Consider the following 19,133-nt stretch of genomic DNA (forward strand, 5'->3'; position numbering starts at 1 on the left):
CCCACTCCCCAAATTTACCTTTGATCCCACTGTTGCGCGGCATCTTCTACAGCTTTATCTACTGTTTTTTCGCCTAACATTGCTGCTTGCAAGTTCTCGTAAATTGCTTTTTGCAATTTATTAGAATCCTTCAAAGTAGGAGTTAATATTTCTGCTTGTTGGAGTTGTTTGGCAGTGATAACTCGCGCTTTATCTATGGTTGAAGCATTAGCTGGAACATCTTTAAAGTAGCTGTCAGACAATGCTTTCACTGTAGAAGGTAGAACATTTGCGGCTTTTGCAAAGGCTAACTGATTTTCGTCATTGGTGACAAATAAAGCAAACTTTACGGCGGCGTCTGGTTGTTTGCTGTCACGGGGAATAACTATGTTCATCACTGCGACATTTTTCTTGCCTGTGTCGCCGGTGAGTTGGGGTGCTATTTCTGAAGCTTGAGCAATTTTCGGGGCATTATTAGCGATCGCTTTGAGAAACTCTGGCCCAGAAGCGAGAAAAGCCGTTTCTCCAGATTGGTATAAATCGATCGCGTGCCGATGTCCTTGAGTCAATGCCTCTTTAGGCAGCAAACCTTTTTTATACAAGTCTACCCAGTATTGAAACGCTGCTTTGCCTTGTGGCGAATTAAACGCGGCTTTACCTTGAGCATCTATTAAAGTCACTCCCATTTGCACAAAAGATTCCAACACTTCCCCGGAATCTTGCGGTACAAATGTCACAAAAAAGGCATACTTCCCAGTCTTATCTTTAATTTGTTGCGCTGCTTGTGCCAATTCTGCGTAGGTTGTAGGTGCTTTATTTATACCTGCCTGTTTTAATAAATCAGTGTTATAAATGGTTAACCTTGTGGTGAGATACCAGGGAATTCCAAAACTCTTACCATTAAGCGTGCTTGCTTTCCAGATATTCGGTAGATAGGAGGAACGTAGATCATTTGACACCTTTGTGTCCAAATCTAACCAAGCATTTCGCCCTGCAAGTTGAGAAGCAAAACCGGGATTGAGGTTAACAACATCAGGTGGCGTTTTCCCAGAGACAGCTGTTAATATTTTGTTCTCCATTGCTGCCCAAGGTACATCAACCCAGTTAACCTTTATACCTTGATTTTGTGATTCAAAATTCGCAATCAGGCTTTTGAAGTAGTCAGTAAATTGAGGTTGCAGTTGCATCGTCCAAAACTCAACAGTTGCTACTCCTGAAGTAGTTTGTTTTGTATTTGTGCCAATATTACCTGTACCACAACTTACAATCCAGCTAGTTAATAAGCCAAGTAGTACTAAAGCAGTAAGTTGTTTAAATTTTCGCAATTGAATCATCTTCCCAGTATTTTTACGCTTGTTCGTGGTGAAAATCTTATGCAGAATTGACGAGATTATAGGCTAAATCAATTACCAGTAGTAAACATAACTAGGCAATAGGGAATGGGGAATAGGGAATAGATCGAAATGCCCAATGCCCAATGCCCAATGCCCAATACCCAATACCCAATTCAATTTAGCAGTCCAGCGGGCACAACTGTGGTGAAAAGCTTCAATAGTCTGTTTGGCAAATCAAATAAAGGGATCGGCATTGAACTTGCTCCCGAACGAATAAATGTAGTTCAGCTACGCAAACAGCGTCAAGGCTTGAAACTAGAAATTTTGACATCGGTAGCAGTTCCCGAAGGTATAGTTACCGATGGTCAAATCACCGACCCTCCAGCAATGGCGCAGTTAATTCAACAAGCGCTAGCCCAAAGCAAAATCAAAGCTTCTCATGTTGCTACTGGTGTACCAGGGCGAGATTCTATCGTCCGTTTGATACCAGTGCCAGCAGAGTTAGATGACAAGGAACTGCGGGAAATGGTACTAAACCATGAAGCAGGTCTATATTTACCCTATCCTCGTGAAGAAGCTGATGTAGATTATCAGAAACTTGGGTACTTTGTAGATGAAGATGGCATTGAAAAAGTACAGGTACTCTTAGTTGCCACCCGCAAGGAGGTAACAGATACCTATATCAGTACATTCGAGCAAGCAGGATTACAAATCGATGTTTTAGAAATTAACAGTTTTGCTCTCATTCGGACTATTCGCGACCAATTGCGACAATTTGGTCCGCAAGAAGCAGCAGTACTAGTTGACATAGAGTTCGACAGCACAGAAATTGCCATCATTGTTAACGGTGTACCGCAATTTTCCCGCACGGTACCCATAGGAACTTATCAAATGCAAACTGCCCTCGCTAGGGCAATGAGCTTACCTGCATCACGAGATCTGGAAATGTTATATGGGATGGTCATTACCCCAACTCCCATAGACGGGGGCAAAACTGGCGTCACCGAACTCAATCCTGGGATGGCAGCCATATTGAGAGTATTGGGCGAACTAACAGATGAACTGCGCCGTTCCATCGATTTTTACCTCAATCAAAGTGAAAATTTGGAAGTAGCACAGATTTTATTAGCTGGGCCCGGAGGTGGACTCCAACAGCTTGATGAATTCTTTACTCAACGATTAAGCTTGCCAACTGTCCAAATAGATCCAATCGGTGCTTTGTCTTTGGAAGTTGACAGCAACAAATATCCACAAGTACAACGCTCTGGGTTGGCAGTCGTACTTGGTCTAGGAATGCGGGAGGTCTAACTAATTTTGGATTTTGAGAAAACTTTGAGCTAGGGCTTTATTAGATCGAAGCTTTTCAAGAAGGATTTTAAATTTTGGATTGTCTGTTTTGACAGTCACGCTGTTTGAGAGTTCTCAAACCAGAATATTTATCTCTAGTTGGTGTGAGAAAATGTACAGTTTGGATGTTAACTTTCTTAAAGACCGCCCAGCATATCAGAAAAAGCCTGACAAAAAGGGAAAAGTATCCCTTAGCCTTCCTGGAGGGAATTTAACACCAATATATGTGGGAGTTGCACTTGGTGTAGGTTTGCCAGGTTTATTAGGAGTCGGTTGGTGGTTGTTGCAAGGGAAGATCGTTGAGCTAGATGGCACAATAGCACAACTAGATCAGGAAAGCAAGAGGCTAGATACAGAAATCGGAAACTTGAATAAAATCAAAGCCGAGACTAGTGCAGTTAAGGGGGAAACCCAAGCTTTAGTCACTGTATTCGATCAAATTCGCCCTTGGTCAGCAATGCTGCAAGATTTACGCGATCGCATTCCCGTAGCAGTGCAAATTGAGAACATCAGGCAAATCCCACCTATTACTGTGGCGGAAGGTAAACCCCCAAGTAATCCAGCAGGAGGATTAGAAATTACCGGATTGGCTCGTTCTTTTAACGATGTCAATGATTTTTTATTGAGCTTGCAACAGTCCCAGTTCTTGAAGTCTTCAGAAAGCAGAATTATTACCGCAACGTTAGTAGATGCTCCTATAAAATCAGGTGCTACTCAATCAGTTTCTGGTGTAACAATTAAGCCTCCACAAGTCGTTAAATACACCATTCAATCGGCCATGAATGATGTTCCTGCTTCGGAATTAATTCGAGAGTTGGAGAAAAAAGGCACAGTGGGACTAGTGGCTCGAATTCGTAGTATGCAACAAACGGGAGTCATTTCAAAATGACACTGAGTGATGATTTAAATTTTGCCGACCAAGCCGGAGAATTCGATGCAGCAACCCCAGCGCATCCGGTACTATTTGGCATCGCTTTCACACCAAAAATCATTGGTATTTTGGTAGGGGTAATTGGTTTAGCAGGAGCAGGTTATATAGTATTAAACCTGTTGATGCCAGCTTGGGAAAGCTATCAGCAACAGCAAGCAAAAGTCTTAGAACTTCAAGGGCAAATAGACCAAAAGAAACTTAATATCAAACAGATTGACAAAGTTAAAGAGGAACTAGCACAGGCAAAACAGCAAAAAATTCAAGTTTTAGCTTTATTTGCTAACGAGAAAAGTTTGGATACATTGCTGTTGGATCTGAACCGCTTAGTCGAGTCTGGCAATGCTCAAACTCCCATTAATGGAGTCAGAGCCAAACTCAATAAGTTCGTGCCAATTTCCCAACAACCAGAACCAATTATTGATGGAAGTCTAGGAAAACAAGTTGATGGCAAACTGCAACGCAGCAGTATCAGTGCCGAAATTACAGGAACCTATGAACAAACTCAATCGATAATTCGTAACATTGAGCGTTTACAACCTTTGTTGATAGTTAAAGATTATCAATCAACTTTAGCTCCAGCTGAGTCAAGATCCGCAACAGATAAAACACCCGTAAGAGTTGGGCCACCAGGTATTAATACATCATTTCAATTACAGGTATTGATGCCACTAAGTCCAGAACAAGTAGCAGCCGCAGCAGCTAAAGCTGCGCCGAAAAAGTAGTTATGAATTATGAGTCATGAATTATGAGTTATGAATTATGAGTTATGAATTATGAGTTATGAGTTATGAATTATGAGTTATGAGTTATGAGTTATGAGCTACTATTAACTCCTAACTCCTGACTCTTAACTCCTAACTAATTGCTCTTAACTCCTCATTCCTAACTAATTGCTCTTAACTTCTGATTTTTTAACTAACTACTCAAAAATTGATTCTAAACAAGGTTTTATTTAGGTGAGGAATGAACTGTGAAACAGGTTCACGGTAATAGTCTTATATTAGGCACTGCTGCTTTTGTGTTTTTGGCAGCTCAACCAGTTTGGGCGCAAATTGCTCAAGTTACTAACGTACAGTTAAATCAAGCTAATGGTGGAGTTAGCGTTGTTTTAAAAACTTCTTCAGGGTCGCGTCCCCAAGTTTTTACCACTAAAAGAGGTAAGGCTTTAGTTGCAGACATTATTAACACTCAATTACGCTTGCCACAAGGTAATAGTTTCCGTCAAGATAGTCCAGCACCGGGAATTGCTTCGGTAGAGGTTAATCAACTTGATGCCAATAGTGTTCGGGTGACGGTAACTGGCAGCAATAATGTACCTGGCAGCGAACCGATAGTGCGATCGCCAAATGGAATTACACTCAGCTTTAGCCCATCTGCTGGCACTAGTGCATCAACACCCACGCCAACAACGCCAACATCCACAGCGACAGCGCCCCCTGCTTCTACTCCCGCCCAAACAGGTCAAAAGCCAGACGTTCTCGTTCCCAACCCCCAAGTCACCATCGACGGACAACCAGCACAAGCAGCTGGGCCGGGTCAGCCCGTGAGCCAAGCTCCACCTTTCTTACCGAGAGCCGTTGCTCCACCAGTGGGAGATATTGCTATTTCTGCTACCGATGCTTCTCCTAGCACCATCGACTTAGCAACACAAGAACGCGTACCCCGTTTAGTACTACGAGATGCACCGGTGCGTGAAGTTTTGTCATTGCTTGCCCGTGCAGCTGGTTTGAATCTGGCTTATGTAGGAAGCGAACAAGGTGGTGCGGGTCAGCAAGGTGCTACTGCACAAGCAGCCTCTCAAACAATCTCGTTAGATATAGAAAATGAGCCAGTGCAAGATGTGTTTAACTACGTCTTGCGCCTGAGTGGTTTAGAAGCTAACCGTAGTAATCGCACAGTCTTCGTAGGGCCAAAATTACCCAATGCGACCCGTGACATGGTTATGCGTAGCCTCAGACTCAATCAGGTAACGGTAGGAGTCGCCCTGAATTTTTTAGTCGGCTTGGGGGCAGAAAGCGCCGTCAGCCGAGAACGACAAGTTACAAGCGTTAGTGCTGTTCCTGTGGGTAGTGGAGCTGCCCCAATCACCCAAACTCAGACGACTACAGAAACCAGGCTTGAAACTCAACGCGCTGAATTTAAAGACTCGAACCCATTACTCAGAGGTTTACAGGCATTGGGAGACGAGCGCACCAATTCTCTGACTTTAATTGGGCCTCCCAGACTAGTTGAGATGGCAATGTCTCAACTAACTCAGTTGGATATCCGGCGTCGTCAAGTGGTAGTCAACGTCAAGATTATCGATGTTAATCTGTTAAATACCCAAGACTACAACACGAGCTTTTCTTTTGGGATTGGCAACAACTACTTTACAAATGATGGTGGTGCAGCATCCCTTAATTTTGGAGGTTCGAGACCAGCTACTAGAGCTGAGGCCTCAAGTAGTGTGACTAGTACACCAGTCATCCAAAATCCTGTAACAGGAACGCCTTTTCTTGACCCGAACAGTAGCGTAGCTATTCCAGGAACAACTCCAGGTACAGTAGTAGTAGATGCAAACGGCAACATCACTAGAGTTGCAAATCCAGGAAGTGGCAATTTCTATCAACCGGTTGCACCTAGTAATACAAACCCCCTACAACCAGGTTTCACTAATATCACTCCAGCAACCGATAACATCATTACTAGGAACGCAGATGGTACATCAAGTATCACACAAGGTACTCTTGGAACAGCTACTACAGCTTTGCCTTCTCTTTTCCAATTCCCTAAACGTCTGCTCGCTAGCTTGCAGGCTCAAGTCCAAAATGGCAATGCCAAGATTTTGACAGACCCAACCTTAATTGTCCAAGAAGGTCAAACCGCTAATGTTAACCTGACTCAAGAAGTTGTAGGCAATATTAAAAGGGAAATCGTTCGCGATGATAATCTTGCTACAGAAACGATTTCAGCGGAAAAAGACCGAGTAGGTTTAACCTTAGCTGTCAAAGTCGAACGGATTGACGACAATGGCTTTGTGTCCCTATCAGTAGCTCCTGTCGTCAAGGCGCCCCAAGCTCCAGCTACTATCAATGTTGGAGGTGGTGGTAGTCAACAAATATTCTTGGTATCTGAGCGCTCTCTCAATTCCGGCTCGATTCGCTTGAGAGATGGTCAAACGCTAATTCTCTCAGGTATTATTCAAGATTCAGACCGGACAAGTGTCTCAAAGATTCCTATTTTAGGAGATCTGCCGTTAATTGGTTCGCTGTTTAGAAGTACAAACAGATCCAACCAGCGCAACGAGGTAATTGTGTTGCTCACTCCTCAGATTATGGATGACTCTGAGAACTCCTCCTACGGCTATAACTACACCCCCAGCCCACAGGTACGCCAAATGCTTGAGCGTCGAGGCTTGAAGCTTCCTAGTGGCCAGTAAAAAGCATAATACCCAAGGTGAGTCACTTCTGGTAAAGGCTCAGCTCCCCGATTTCTTTAAGAAGTCGGGGAGCTTTTTGTTCACAAGTAAGATTAAATGTAATTCTAAGTTTCTATTTTTGATTTATTGGTAATACCAATTCTTTATGAAGCTGCGCTAAATAAGGCTTCAAGAATAAAGTCGTAAGAAGTGAGAGAGGCAATCATCGAAGGTGTAATTTCTTTGAGGACATCAGTTAACTTGTGCTGTAGTTGTGTGAGAGTTTTACAATTTTCCCATTGGAGTTGAGATTTGAGAAATTCCCAAAACCGCTCAATTGGGTTGAGTTCAGGAGAGTGAGGAGGTTGAAAAATCGGGATAATGTTATCTGGGATATCGAGAGCTTTAGCTTTGTGGAAAGATCCTTGGTCGAACTGGATAACCGCAATATCATCACCAAGATCAGCAGATAGCAACTTCAAAAAGTGTTGAAAACAATCAGCATTCAGGTAGGGGAACTCATAGAAAAAGCTGTATCCACTTAGAGGTTCTACAACTCCGTATAAATAAAAATTTTCACGTTGCCATTGACTTAAGCCTACAGGTTTAACTCCTCTAGCTGTAATCAAACGTCCTGCAATTGTCTTTAATCCTAAACGTGTTTCATCCTGACCGGAGGCGGAGCGTCTCCGGCTCCGCACAAGTACCTCAATCGTTTCCCCGCTCCAAATTCCTCCTGCAAGAATTTGAATGCTAAAGGCAGTTTTTTTTAAAGTGAGATAGACTTTGTGGGTGTTGTTTGGTACTTTGAGGACGAGGCACTTTTAACTTCGCACCCAAACGCTGGCGAACAATTTCATAGACTGTTTTGTAGGCAAGTGAAACCCCTAATTCGCTCTTGAGCCATTGTTGAATTTGGCCATAGCTAGTAAACCCAGATGGCTCCTGTAACCGCTGTTCCAAGCGTTCTAAGTCTGAACCAATAATGCTCGGAGCTTTTCCGGGTGCATGTTTGACTTCAAGCAAGCCCCTTGTTCCTTGATCTTTATACTTCCTTACCCAACGAGTTATGGTTGCTACCAGAGCGTCCTAAACGTTCTGCAAGCGATCGCCTGCTGCTAACTTGACCACTCTTGAGCCAATAGAGCATTTGTAATCTTTCTTTACTGCTTGCCGTGGTGGCATGTTTGACAGCTTTCTCCAATTCTTCTTGGTTTTCTGAAATCTCAATTTGGAATGGACGACTCATCACAAAGTTACTCAATGCACCCATCTATAAGTTTGACCTAGTTTGGCGCATCTTCATACAGAATTGGTATAAGATTTTATTGCAGAGCGATCGCCTTTAGTCTGAAGTGGAGTTAGTTGGCGATCGCCTTATAGCCAATTATGATTAAGCTGGTGGAGCTTCTCGATAAAAAGCGTCTGTAGAATTCTCTTCAAATAAAAAATTTGATGCCTGGATGATAAATGGAAGTTCTGCTCCTACAAGACCCCGTTGGATGCGTTCTGATGTCTCAGGAAAAACGACAAATAAAGGATATATGCTATTAGCTCCCTCGCTCAAAATATGGCTGTGGCGGAGAGGCATCAACCATTCATAATCATTGTCTAAAATAACTTGGGATTGTCGCCAACGTCCTAACAAATCAGAAAAGTCTTCATGGGGACGATGGATAAAGATTAAAATCTCTACTCCCGTTTTAATTTTCCACTCTGGATCGCACATCAAAATTGCCACATCGCAAGGCAGAGAAATTGTTTGTGAAACTGTTGTAGCAGTCTGACGAAGACGAACAATTGGTAAAGGTATAGAGATTACACTGTCATCTGGACGCCTTAGACTCGGAATCATTTCCAAGTATGGACGGTGTTGTTTTAGTAAGGCGATCGCAGCCTGATGATTACTGTACTCTGCCAAGCTCGCTTCGTATTGAGATTTTTGCACAGTCATAATAAATTAGTTAGGAGACGCGATGAACCCTTGTCTATACAAGAGTAAGGAGTGAGGAGTTAAGAATATAAAATTAGTTAGTTTATAGTTGGAGTTGAAGAGTTAAGAATAAAATTAATTATTTAATAATTAAAAATCAGAAATTAAGAGCTTTAACTCTTAACTCTTGTACAGACGCGATTCATCGCGTCTCTCCTAACTCCTAACTCTTAATCCCCTATCCCAGTTTTTCAAATACTTTAAACATCGGTAAATACATTGCCAGCAAAATTGTACCAACCATTCCCCCTAGAACCAAAATCATAATTGGTTCTAAAACACTGGTAAGTGCTTTTACTGCTTGCTCAACTTCATCTTCATAAAAATCAGCAACTTTCATCAACATTCCATCTAATTCTCCAGTTTCTTCGCCGATGCTAATCATCTGAATTGCCATAGCTGGAAAAACTTTATCTCTTTGCAAGGCAATACTAATCATGCCTCCTTGTTGAATCTCTACGCGGGCTGCATCTATAGCATTAGCAATTACTTGGTTTCCTGATGTATCTCGGACAATTTCCAAGCAAGTTAAAATTGGCACACCCGAACGAGTCAAAGAACCAAAAGTCCGGCTAAAACGTGCAACAGAAGATTTTTGAATCAAGTCACCAAATAAAGGCATTTTCAGAGAAAGGCGATCGATTGTTTGGCGACCAACAGGAGTTTTAGCGTATCGTGAATAAGCAATTTTCAATCCTACAAGTCCACCGATAAGTCCGAAAACCTTAGGACTTCTCAAAAAGAGACTAGCATCCATCAAAAATTGGGTTAGAGGTGGTAATTCAGTTCCGATTTCTGTAAAAATCTTTGCAAAAACGGGAATAAGAAAAATGGTCATACCGAGAAAGATAGCAACTGCTATAAAACCCACGACCGTTGGATAAGATAACGCTGATTTAATTTGGTTTTGTAAGCGAGCAACATCTTCTAACAACTTGGCTAAACGATTTAATACTTCGTCTAGAACACCGCCAACTTCGCCAGCTTGAATCATACTCACATATAATCCATCAAAGCACTCAGGATGCTTCCGCATTGCTTCTGAAAGATTCATTCCAGTTTGAACATCGTTACTAATCTCTACAAGAGCTTGTTTCAGTTTAGTATTACTACACTGTTCAGAAAGTACTCCCAGACTTCTAACGATCGCAACTCCCGCATTCATCAAAACAGCAAATTGACGAGAAAAAACTGCTTTGTCTTTAACAGACACTTTCACAAAGGAGTTTTGGAATTTCTTTATATCCAATCCTGCTTGAAAGCCTTTAGATTCTTTAAGTTCTTGGACTACAAAACCTTGTTCTCTGAGACTAGTACGAGCTTGCGCCAAGGATTCGGCACTAATTTTTTCTGTTCGAGATTTTCCTTGAGAATCCCGAACACGAGCAACAAATGTTGGCATAAACAAATTCAAAATAGTTGTTAGTGATTGGGTGTTGGGAGTTAGGAGTTAGGAGTTAGGAGTTAAGAGTTATTCTCTTTGTCTCCCTTGTCTTCCTCATTTCCTTCATCTCCCCATCCACCGATTAATGTGCTTTAACAGCCCCGGCTCCTGGTTTTGCACCTGCTGGTGGTGGTGTTGAAGTACCAATGAGACGTTGGATTTCATCTGGTTTGGAAGTTTTAGACATTGCTGCTTCAAAGGAGATTGTTCCTGCTTTGTAATAGTCGGCCAAAACTTTCTCCAGAGTTTGCATACCCAATTTCCCGCCCGTTTGAATAGCTGAGTAAATTTGTGATGTTTTGCCTTCTCGAATTAAGTTAGAAATAGCTGGAGTAACAATCAATATTTCTTGAGCCATCACCCGACCATATTCGCCGGGTTTTGGATTTTTCTTAGGTACTAATGTTTGGCTAAATACTGCTACTAAAGAGTTTGATAATTGCACCCGCACTTGGGTTTGTCTTTCATGGGGAAAAACGTCGATAATCCGGTCGACAGTTTGTGCAGCGGAACTAGTGTGTAGCGTACCGAATACTAAGTGTCCTGTTTCTGCTGCGGAAATCGCCAACGAAATGGTTTCCAAATCCCGCATTTCCCCAACCAGAATAATATCTGGATCTTCCCGTAAAGCTGCTTTCAAAGCATTAGCAAAACTCTTGGTATCTTCGCCCAATTGCCGTTGGTGAACCAAGCTTTTAATTGGTTCGTAAACGAATTCAATGGGGTCTTCTACTGTCAAAATATGCTCTGCTTTAGTGCGGTTAATTAAGTCAATCATTGCCGCCAGAGTTGTTGTTTTCCCGGAACCCGTAGGGCCTGTCACCAAAATTAGTCCTCTGGGCTTATCGGACATTTCCCGCACTACATCAGGCAGACCTAATTTTTCAAAGTTAGGAATCTTAGAACTTAATGCCCGTAAACAAGCAGCATAAGCACCACGCTCTTTATAGACATTCACCCGGAAGCGAGCCAGACCTTTAACACCATAAGAACAATCTAATTCCCAGGTTTGCTCTAAGGTTTTACGCTGGGTATTGTTGAGCATACTAAAAATCAGCCTTTGACACTGATCTGCTGTCAATACATGCTCACCTATGGGAGTGAGTTTGCCACTGATGCGGAAGTAGGGAGGTAAACCTGCGGATAAATGCAGATCTGAACCTCCCATTTCAATCATCTGCTCCATCAAGTCTTCAATCATCATTTCCATAGTTTTGCTTCCTTTTAATCTTTGTTATTTGTCTTTTGTCATTTGTCAGTTGTCCTTTGTCTTTTGTCATTTGTCAGTTGTTTTAAGTTACTAAGCATTAACCAATGACTAATGACTAATGACTAATGACGAATGACTAATCTTGAAAACGAGATGTCAGACAGTAGGGACAATCTAGCCATTCTGGTTTCAAGGTGGCATCACAAGTCCGACAGGTAAGGCCTGTCTTGCGTTTGGCTTTTAATTCTGCTTCCAAACCCGTATCTGTAAAGGTCACCCGTTCTACTTCTTCGAGGGTAGTGGAGCCTTGTCGTACTAAGTCCAGACTGTAAGCCAGCAAAGTTTTCATGCCTTCTTCTACCGCCACTTCTTTGATACGTTCTGTGGGTGCTTCTTCGTTGATTAGGGTTTGGAGGTTTTCGGTGACTCGCATGACTTCATAAACGCCACAACGCCCTTTGTAGCCGACACCATTACAGGTTGGGCAAAGCTGATTTTTGGTTTTGGCTTCTGCGATCGCTTCTAATGTCAAAGTGTTAGCTTTGTAGAAAGTGACTTCCACTTCAGAGGACGCTGACAGACCATAACGTGCCAATTCCTCAGTTGTGGGAGTGTAGGGAATCCGACATTCAGAACATACCCGCCGTACCAAACGTTGAGCCAAAACGCCAATTAAGGAACTAGAAACCATGAAAGGCTCAATCCCCATTTCTCCCAAACGAGCGATCGCTCCTGGGGCATCATTGGTATGTAAGGTAGTTAATACTAAGTGACCGGTTAAAGCAGCCTCAATCGCTGTTTTTGCTGTTTCCTTGTCCCGTGTTTCACCCACTAGTAATACGTCTGGATCTTGTCGTAAGAAAGCCCGCAATGCTGTGGCAAAATCCAGCCCTTTTTCTCGAATCACCTGTACTTGAGTAATCCCTGGAAGACTGTATTCGATCGGGTCTTCTACAGTACTAATATTAATTCCGGGATCGTTCTTTTCCGCCAGCGCCGAATACAGCGAGGTTGTTTTACCGGAACCAGTCGGCCCAGTCACCAAAATTAGACCAAAGGGACGGCTAACCATATCCTGGACAATGTGTAAAGTCTCTGGATCGGTGATTAATTTATTCAATCCGAGTTGGGTAGAAGAATTATCCAAAATCCGCAGCACCACCTTTTCCCCGTAGCGACTGGGTAAGGTATTTACACGAAAGTCTACTTTGCGTCCCTCAAACATCCGGCGGATGCGTCCATCTTGGGGTAAACGCCTCTCGGCAATGTCTAGATTGGAGATAATTTTAAACCTAGCTGTCACTGCCGGGATGATTTTTTTCGGCATCAGCGGGAAAGCTTCACGCAGCACTCCATCTTTACGAAAGCGAATGCGTAAGCTTTCTTCTTGTGGTTCCACATGAATATCGGAAACTTTTTCATGCAGCGCTTTAGCTAGGATTCTGTTGACAAGGTTAATAACTGGGGCATCTTCAGCGCCCTTCATCGCTGCCCCTAGATCCGCCTCCATCTCCTCAGGGGCATCTTCAATGTCGAGATTTCCGAGATTTTCTAAATCCTGACTAATATCTGTAGAGCTTTCTCGTTCTAAGTGCTTTTGCCGAACAGCCAGGTCATCCAAATATTGGTTGATTACCTGTTGATAATCTTCCTGTGTAATCACCATCCGCTGCAATGCCAAGCCTTGGGGGCGCAAGATGCGATTCAGATCGTCGCAAGCCTCCAGATTATCTGGAGCAACCATCGCCACTAAAACTGAAGGCGGGGTTTGGTCTTCGTGTTTGGAAAGTGGCACCAAACGATGGCGACGGCAGATATCCACTGGAATTAAGGTATCAATCAGGTTGCCCACCATCGTACCGGCAAAGGAGTTGACTTCTGGATCGAGGAACTCAACACCGTAGAGTATTTTTAGTTCAAATAACTGTTGTTTTTTGTATTGCCTGAGCAGTTCGGGTGATAGTTGTTGGCCAGTAATTGACTCTAATACTTCCGTTAGCGGTCTACCGGATTTACGGCTTTCAATTAGTGCCTGTCTCATCTGTTCGCTATTAACATAGCCAGATTGCACTAGCTTGTTGCCAAAGGGCGAAAACTCTGTTCTAGTAGTTAGAGCGGTACTGCGCCGTTGTGGTGACGATTGAGTCATAAAGGGAGCAATTGATTTGGGAAAACCTCTGGTTAGAGTATTCCCAGCATGTGAGGCAGAATTCTCATCGCTCAAAAAACTTCTCACCAGAAGAAGACAAGAGAATGGAATTTCATGTTGATGGTTGACTATTGACGATTAACTTGAAAATATTGGTTCTTTGCGATGGCTTTTGTGTACACATTGCTGCCAAAATTGCATCTCACACACTACGTTTATTGCTTCGTCGTCGTTTTGGTATTAATGTTCTCACTTTCCAATCTCAACCTATTTAATTCACATTAGGTGTGAATCGTTAAATTTTAAGTAGTAACCCATTAAAAACCCGATCCATAAATTCATAAGAGGGGTGAATCAAATTCAGCGCCACTCTTGCAAAATACTTACTCCCGGAGTTACCCTAGCGAAAAACTGGGGTTAGAGCCTCGCCCGCTTACGGGGGATTTTATTCTACTAACCGAGCAAGCGATTTTTAGAATTGTAGTAAAATAGAGTCAGGAGGCAACAAGCGTGTTTAACCTGACTTACGAATTCAAGCTCAAACCAACACAAAAACAAATATTACTGTTTGAAGAATGGATAGAAACTCATAGACGGGTTTACAACCATGCTTTAGCTGAACGCAAGGACTGGTATAAGTCCCGTAGTTGTCAGGTAAACGCTTGTAGCCTCCATAGCTGCCATATCATTCCTGCTGAGGCATCGCGCCCAACATTTGCAAGCCAGTGCAAATCTTTAACTGCTGCACGTCAAGAAAATGAATATTTAAAACGAGTTAATGCTCAGTCTTTACAGCAAACATTGAGGCGACTTGAAAAAGCTTTTGTGAGTATGTGGGAACAAAATCATGGGTTCCCAAGATTTAAAAAGCCAGGACGGATGCGGTCTTTTTGTTTCCCGCAATTAGGGCAAAATCCGGTAACCAATGGTCAGGTAAAATTGCCTGTAATTGGTGCTGTAAAAGTGCGTCAATCACGAAGCATTCCTGATGGTGGAATCATCAAGCAAGCGCGTGTGGCAAGAAAAGTTTCTGGATGGTATGTGATGTTAACCATTCAATGGGATGTATCCATACCAAAAAGGTTGCCACACGGGGAAGCGGTAGGAATTGATGTAGGTTTAACTAATTTTGTTGCAACTTCTAATGGTCTTTTAGTTAAACGTCCAAAGTTTTTTGTTGATGCCGAACGCAAGCTTAAATTGCTGCAACAGCGCATTAACAGAAAATGTATAGGCTCGAACAATTGGCGTAAAGCCCAAACGAAAGTTGCTTCACTGTATGAATACGTTGCCAACTGCCGCAAGGATTGGCACACAAAGCTATCTCATCAAATTTGCAACGATAGTGGGATGGTTTTTATTGAGGACTTAAACCTTGTCGGGCTATCCCGTGGAATGTTGGGCAAGCACTGTCTAGATGCAGGATTTGGGCAATTTTTCAGTATTTTGGATCGGATTTGTTTTAAGCGTAGTGTCTATTTTCAAAAAGTAGATGGCCGTAAAACAAGCCAAATCTGCCCAAACTGCCAAAGTGTGACAGGCAAAAAAGATTTATCAGAGCGTATTCATAATTGCTCAAATTGCGGCTATACAACCCATAGGGATGTCGCCGCTGCACAAGTAGTTCTCCAGAGGGGACTTGCAGCCGTGGGGCACACGGTCAAGATGCTTGCTGAGGGTAAATTCGTCGGAATCCCTGTGAAGCAAGAATCCCTAGCATAATGGCTCAGGAGTGTCAATCGTTCGGGTTACCGCACTAGGAGTGTTTCAACTAGCGCGTTCACCATTTGTCACAATAAGATGACGGTGACATAACTCCAGGAACTTGTTGGCAATAAAATCAGCCTCAGTTGCAAGTCGTCAATGACGACAGTTGCAAACTATGGGGATGTAGTGCCATAAAAAGCATCTGGAATCATTAGACAATGATGGATGAAAATAAACAGATAAACAATACAAGCCAGCAATTGGGTGAACCAACAGAGGTAAAGCAAGCAATGAAAAGCGACTCCCCAGCCCCAATCAATTCCAATGAATCTGGCAGCGAAGTTAATGAGCAAGTGGCAGCCCAAACCAATGTAACGGTGGATACGGCTACTCTTGATCGAGAAAATGGCGTCGCTACCAGTGAGAAAGCTGAACTACAAACAGCAGCTTTGGCAGAACTGACTCAACAAATCGAGTCTCTCAAAGCACAAGTAGAAGAACGTAGCACTCAATATATGCGGATTGCCGCTGATTTTGAGAATTACCGCAAACGCACTAGTAAAGAAAAAGAAGAACTAGAGGCGCAGATGAGGCGGAACACGATTCTGGAGTTGCTGCCAGTGGTCGATAATTTTGAGCGGGCGCGATCGCACCTCAAACCGCAATCCGAAGGCGAGATGACTATCCATAAAAGTTACCAAGGTGTTTATAAACAATTAGTAGATACCCTGAAACGCTTAGGTGTTTCACCAATGCGTCCTGAAGGTCAAGAATTCGATCCCAACCTGCACGAAGCAGTAATGCGGGAACCTACGGATGAACATCCTGAAGGAACAGTGTTAGAAGAGTTAGTGCGCGGATATTACTTGGGCGATCGCGTGCTGCGCCATGCAATGGTCAAAGTAGCTGCTCCCAAGGAAGATACACCTGCCGCACCAGACGATCAGTCGAGTCAAGCCTTCAGTTAAACTGTAACCGCTCGCCTCGCTGACCAAAAGTGCCAGGTTCTAGCAGAGGCGAGCATCATTACTGAGTATTGGAAGATGAGGGGAATGAAGAAGCAGGGGAGTGTGGGGAGTGTGGGGAGTGTGGGGAGTGTGGGGAGTGTGGGGGGAAAGATTTTTTCACCATCCTCCCACACCTCCCACACTTCCTGTTTGCCCCATGCCCTATGCCCAATTCTCCATTTCAAGATGCTGAAGTTTTGAGCTAGCCTTGGTTCGGAGTAACAAAAATTAATCCGCAACATCATAATTACAGCATAAAAACTCAGTAAAAATACTGGTAAATATGGGAAAAGTTATTGGGATCGATTTAGGCACTACTAACAGTTGCGTCGCAGTTTTGGAGGGCGGTCAACCACTTGTAATCTCCAATTCTGAGGGAGGACGAACTACTCCAAGTATTGTGGGATTTGGCAAGAGTGGCGATCGCTTGGTCGGTCAACTGGCAAAGCGCCAAGCCGTAACCAATGCTGAAAACACAATTTATAGTATTAAAAGATTCATCGGGCGGCGTTGGGAAGATACTGAAGTAGAACGCGATCGCGTACCCTACAACTGTGTCAAAGGTCGAGATGATACCGTTGATGTTCAAATTCGCTCAAAAAATTTTACACCACAAGAAATATCTGCCATGATCCTGCAAAAGCTCAAGCAGGATGCGGAAAACTTCTTGGGCGAAACTGTCACTCAGGCAGTGATTACCGTACCAGCATATTTTACAGATGCCCAAAGACAAGCAACTAAAGATGCCGGTACTATTGCTGGATTGGAAGTCCTGCGAATCATCAACGAACCAACGGCTGCGGCTTTAGCTTTCGGATTAGATAAACAAGAGCAAGAGCAGTTAATTTTAGTCTTCGACTTGGGAGGAGGCACCTTCGACGTGTCGATTCTGCAACTTGGGGATGGCGTTTTTGAAGTTAAGGCAACTTGTGGTAATAACCACTTGGGTGGAGATGACTTTGATAATGCGATCGTGCGTTGGATGATCGAACGCTTCCAGCAGCAGGAAAAAATCGACCTTTCCCAAGATAAGATGGCACTCCAACGCTTGCGGGAAGCAGCAGAAAAGGCAAAAATTGAACTCTCCAGTATGGTCAATACCTCCATCAATTTGCCTTTTATCACCGCCGATGAAAGCGGCCCCAAGCATCTGGAGATGGAACTGAGCCGATCTAAATTTGAAGAACTTTCAGGGCAATTAATCGAAGCTACCATCGAACCGATGATCCAAGCCCTCAAAGACGCAGCTCTCAAACCACAAGACATAGATCGAATTATTTTGGTAGGTGGTTCTACACGCATTCCCGCAGTCCAAAATGCGTTGATCAAGTTTTTCAATGGCAAAGCTCCCGATCGCTCTATCAACCCTGACGAAGCTGTGGCACTAGGAGCTGCTATCCAAGCAGGGGTATTGGGTGGTGAAGTCGATAATCTCTTACTATTGGATGTCACCCCCTTGTCTTTAGGGATTGAAACCTTGGGTGAAGTATTCACTAAAATCATTGAGCGCAACACCACAATCCCTACTAGTAAGTCACAAATATTTTCCACAGCCGTTGATGGACAAACCTCGGTAGAAATTCACGTCCTCCAAGGCGAACGGGCAATGGCACGAGATAATAAAAGTCTCGGTAAATTTCTCTTGGCAGGAATTCCCCCGTCACCCCGCGGTGTACCGCAAATTGAAGTATCTTTTGAAATTGATGTCAACGGCATTCTCAAGGTTGGAGCGCAAGACAAAGGCACAGGTAGAGAACAAAGTATCAGGATTACTAATACAGGTGGTTTAAGTAATAACGAAGTCGAACGGATGCGCCAAGAGGCGGAATTGTTTGCCGAAGAAGACAGGAGACGTAAAGAACTGGTTGAACTCAAAAACCAAGCAGATAACCTGTTGTTCAGTTACGAATCCACCATCAAGGATAACGGAAACTTTATCGGCGAGCAGATGAAAACCTTGGCTAGTGAAAAAGTAGCCCAACTCCAATCAGCAATGATTGACTCCACTATCTCCACAGCGGAATTTAAGCAGCGCTTAGACGACTTCCAACAAACCCTATTTGCCATTGGCGCTGATGTCTACAACCGAGCTAACAGCCAAAGCGACGAAATTAGCGAACCTTCAACTAGTGCATTTACCCCAGAAATAGACTCAGCTATGAACGGTACACTCATACCCCAATTCAACTTTGATTTTGACGAAGAAAGTACCGCACAAGCTGATTATGAAGCGATAGATTAAAAGTTGGGCATGGGGCATGGGGCATTGGGAGTTATGAGTTATGAGTTAGGAGTTAGGAATTTTCCCCTCTCCCTCATCTCCCCAATGCCCAATGCCCACTCCCTAATTTTGAGATTTTTATTAAAACGCTTTAATATATCTGAATATATTGATGCTAAATTTAGCGAAGTTTCACAAAATCCCAGCAGTTTGCTAGATTGTAGAAGCAAATTAGTGTGGGCTAAACGGTGTGCTAGTTGAGATGCGATCCAAAGCATATGGGTGGTTTTCCACACCTGATGGTGCGGCTAGCCCCTCTGGTTGATGAGCGGGGTTTTCCTCTCCTACGTAGCACAATTGTAAAAGAGACAGCAAACTCGGCAGTCAGAAGTTTGAGCAGGGTTTTCTCTGTTT

General features: G+C 43.3%; 14 protein-coding genes and 2 pseudogenes. 8 read left to right on the plus strand and 8 right to left on the minus strand.

The features are described 5' to 3' along the window. Positions 1 to 14 precede the first annotated feature (14 nt). Positions 15 to 1,313 (minus strand): ABC transporter substrate-binding protein, encoded by a 1,299-nt coding sequence (locus NSTC745_RS08750; protein WP_445636805.1) that lies wholly within the window; start codon positions 1,311 to 1,313, stop codon positions 15 to 17. Between the two features lie 201 nt (positions 1,314 to 1,514). Here NSTC745_RS08750 and pilM point away from each other — a divergent pair, with 201 nt between their 5' ends. The 4 genes from pilM (at position 1,515) to NSTC745_RS08770 (ending at position 7,009) form a co-directional block, all read left to right on the plus strand. Further along, a complete protein-coding gene (gene pilM / locus NSTC745_RS08755) occupies positions 1,515 to 2,621 on the plus strand; it encodes a type IV pilus assembly protein PilM (RefSeq protein ID WP_445638559.1) in 1,107 nt (368 codons plus the stop codon). A 151-nt stretch (positions 2,622 to 2,772) separates the two neighbouring features. Further along, positions 2,773 to 3,549 (plus strand): PilN domain-containing protein, encoded by a 777-nt coding sequence (locus NSTC745_RS08760; protein WP_445638560.1) that lies wholly within the window; start codon positions 2,773 to 2,775, stop codon positions 3,547 to 3,549. Then, positions 3,546 to 4,313: a pilus assembly protein PilO gene (locus NSTC745_RS08765; RefSeq protein WP_445636806.1), complete on the plus strand. Its 768-nt coding sequence runs from the start codon at positions 3,546 to 3,548 to the stop codon at positions 4,311 to 4,313. The genes NSTC745_RS08760 and NSTC745_RS08765 overlap by 4 nt, the downstream gene beginning before the upstream one ends. A 248-nt stretch (positions 4,314 to 4,561) precedes the next feature. Then, the gene (locus NSTC745_RS08770) at positions 4,562 to 7,009 is read left to right on the plus strand and encodes an AMIN domain-containing protein (RefSeq protein ID WP_445636807.1); all 2,448 of its coding nucleotides are present in this window, start codon (positions 4,562 to 4,564) and stop codon (positions 7,007 to 7,009) included. Between the two features lie 143 nt (positions 7,010 to 7,152). Here the strand turns inward: NSTC745_RS08770 and NSTC745_RS08775 are convergent, their stop codons facing one another. From NSTC745_RS08775 to NSTC745_RS08805, 7 genes and pseudogenes are all read right to left on the minus strand, one after another. Continuing rightward, the gene (locus NSTC745_RS08775; RefSeq protein WP_445632652.1) at positions 7,153 to 7,689 is read right to left on the minus strand and encodes an IS630 family transposase; all 537 of its coding nucleotides are present in this window, start codon (positions 7,687 to 7,689) and stop codon (positions 7,153 to 7,155) included. 52 nt (positions 7,690 to 7,741) lie between these two features. Continuing rightward, positions 7,742 to 8,014: a winged helix-turn-helix domain-containing protein gene (locus NSTC745_RS08780; protein ID WP_445632651.1), complete on the minus strand. Its 273-nt coding sequence runs from the start codon at positions 8,012 to 8,014 to the stop codon at positions 7,742 to 7,744. A 19-nt stretch (positions 8,015 to 8,033) separates the two neighbouring features. Beyond that, on the minus strand, positions 8,034 to 8,237 hold the full coding sequence (locus NSTC745_RS08785) for a hypothetical protein (protein WP_445636808.1): 204 nt from the start codon (positions 8,235 to 8,237) through the stop codon (positions 8,034 to 8,036). A gap of 144 nt (positions 8,238 to 8,381) precedes the next feature. After that, positions 8,382 to 8,942, minus strand: coding sequence for a hypothetical protein (locus NSTC745_RS08790; RefSeq protein ID WP_445636809.1), 561 nt, complete (start codon positions 8,940 to 8,942; stop codon positions 8,382 to 8,384). A 217-nt stretch (positions 8,943 to 9,159) separates the two neighbouring features. Beyond that, positions 9,160 to 10,383, minus strand: coding sequence for a type II secretion system F family protein (locus NSTC745_RS08795; protein ID WP_445636810.1), 1,224 nt, complete (start codon positions 10,381 to 10,383; stop codon positions 9,160 to 9,162). A gap of 124 nt (positions 10,384 to 10,507) precedes the next feature. Beyond that, positions 10,508 to 11,638 (minus strand): annotated as a pseudogene (locus NSTC745_RS08800) (type IV pilus twitching motility protein PilT); the annotation flags it as partial. 133 nt (positions 11,639 to 11,771) lie between these two features. Beyond that, the gene (locus tag NSTC745_RS08805) at positions 11,772 to 13,784 is read right to left on the minus strand and encodes a GspE/PulE family protein (protein ID WP_445636811.1); all 2,013 of its coding nucleotides are present in this window, start codon (positions 13,782 to 13,784) and stop codon (positions 11,772 to 11,774) included. 164 nt (positions 13,785 to 13,948) lie between these two features. Here NSTC745_RS08805 and NSTC745_RS08810 point away from each other — a divergent pair. The 4 genes and pseudogenes from NSTC745_RS08810 to dnaK all read left to right on the plus strand — a co-directional run. Beyond that, positions 13,949 to 14,059: pseudogene (locus NSTC745_RS08810) on the plus strand (IS982 family transposase); the annotation flags it as partial. 235 nt (positions 14,060 to 14,294) lie between these two features. Continuing rightward, the gene (locus tag NSTC745_RS08815; protein ID WP_445636812.1) at positions 14,295 to 15,506 is read left to right on the plus strand and encodes an RNA-guided endonuclease InsQ/TnpB family protein; all 1,212 of its coding nucleotides are present in this window, start codon (positions 14,295 to 14,297) and stop codon (positions 15,504 to 15,506) included. A 203-nt stretch (positions 15,507 to 15,709) separates the two neighbouring features. Beyond that, positions 15,710 to 16,459, plus strand: a complete 750-nt coding sequence (grpE, locus tag NSTC745_RS08820) for a nucleotide exchange factor GrpE (protein ID WP_445636813.1) — start codon at positions 15,710 to 15,712, stop codon at positions 16,457 to 16,459. Positions 16,460 to 16,781: 322 nt separating this feature from the next. Further along, entirely contained in the window at positions 16,782 to 18,740 is a 1,959-nt protein-coding gene (gene dnaK, locus NSTC745_RS08825; RefSeq protein ID WP_445636814.1) for a molecular chaperone DnaK, read from the plus strand. Positions 18,741 to 19,133: the final 393 nt, after the last annotated feature.

The organism is Nostoc sp. DSM 114161 (genome assembly GCF_052692665.1).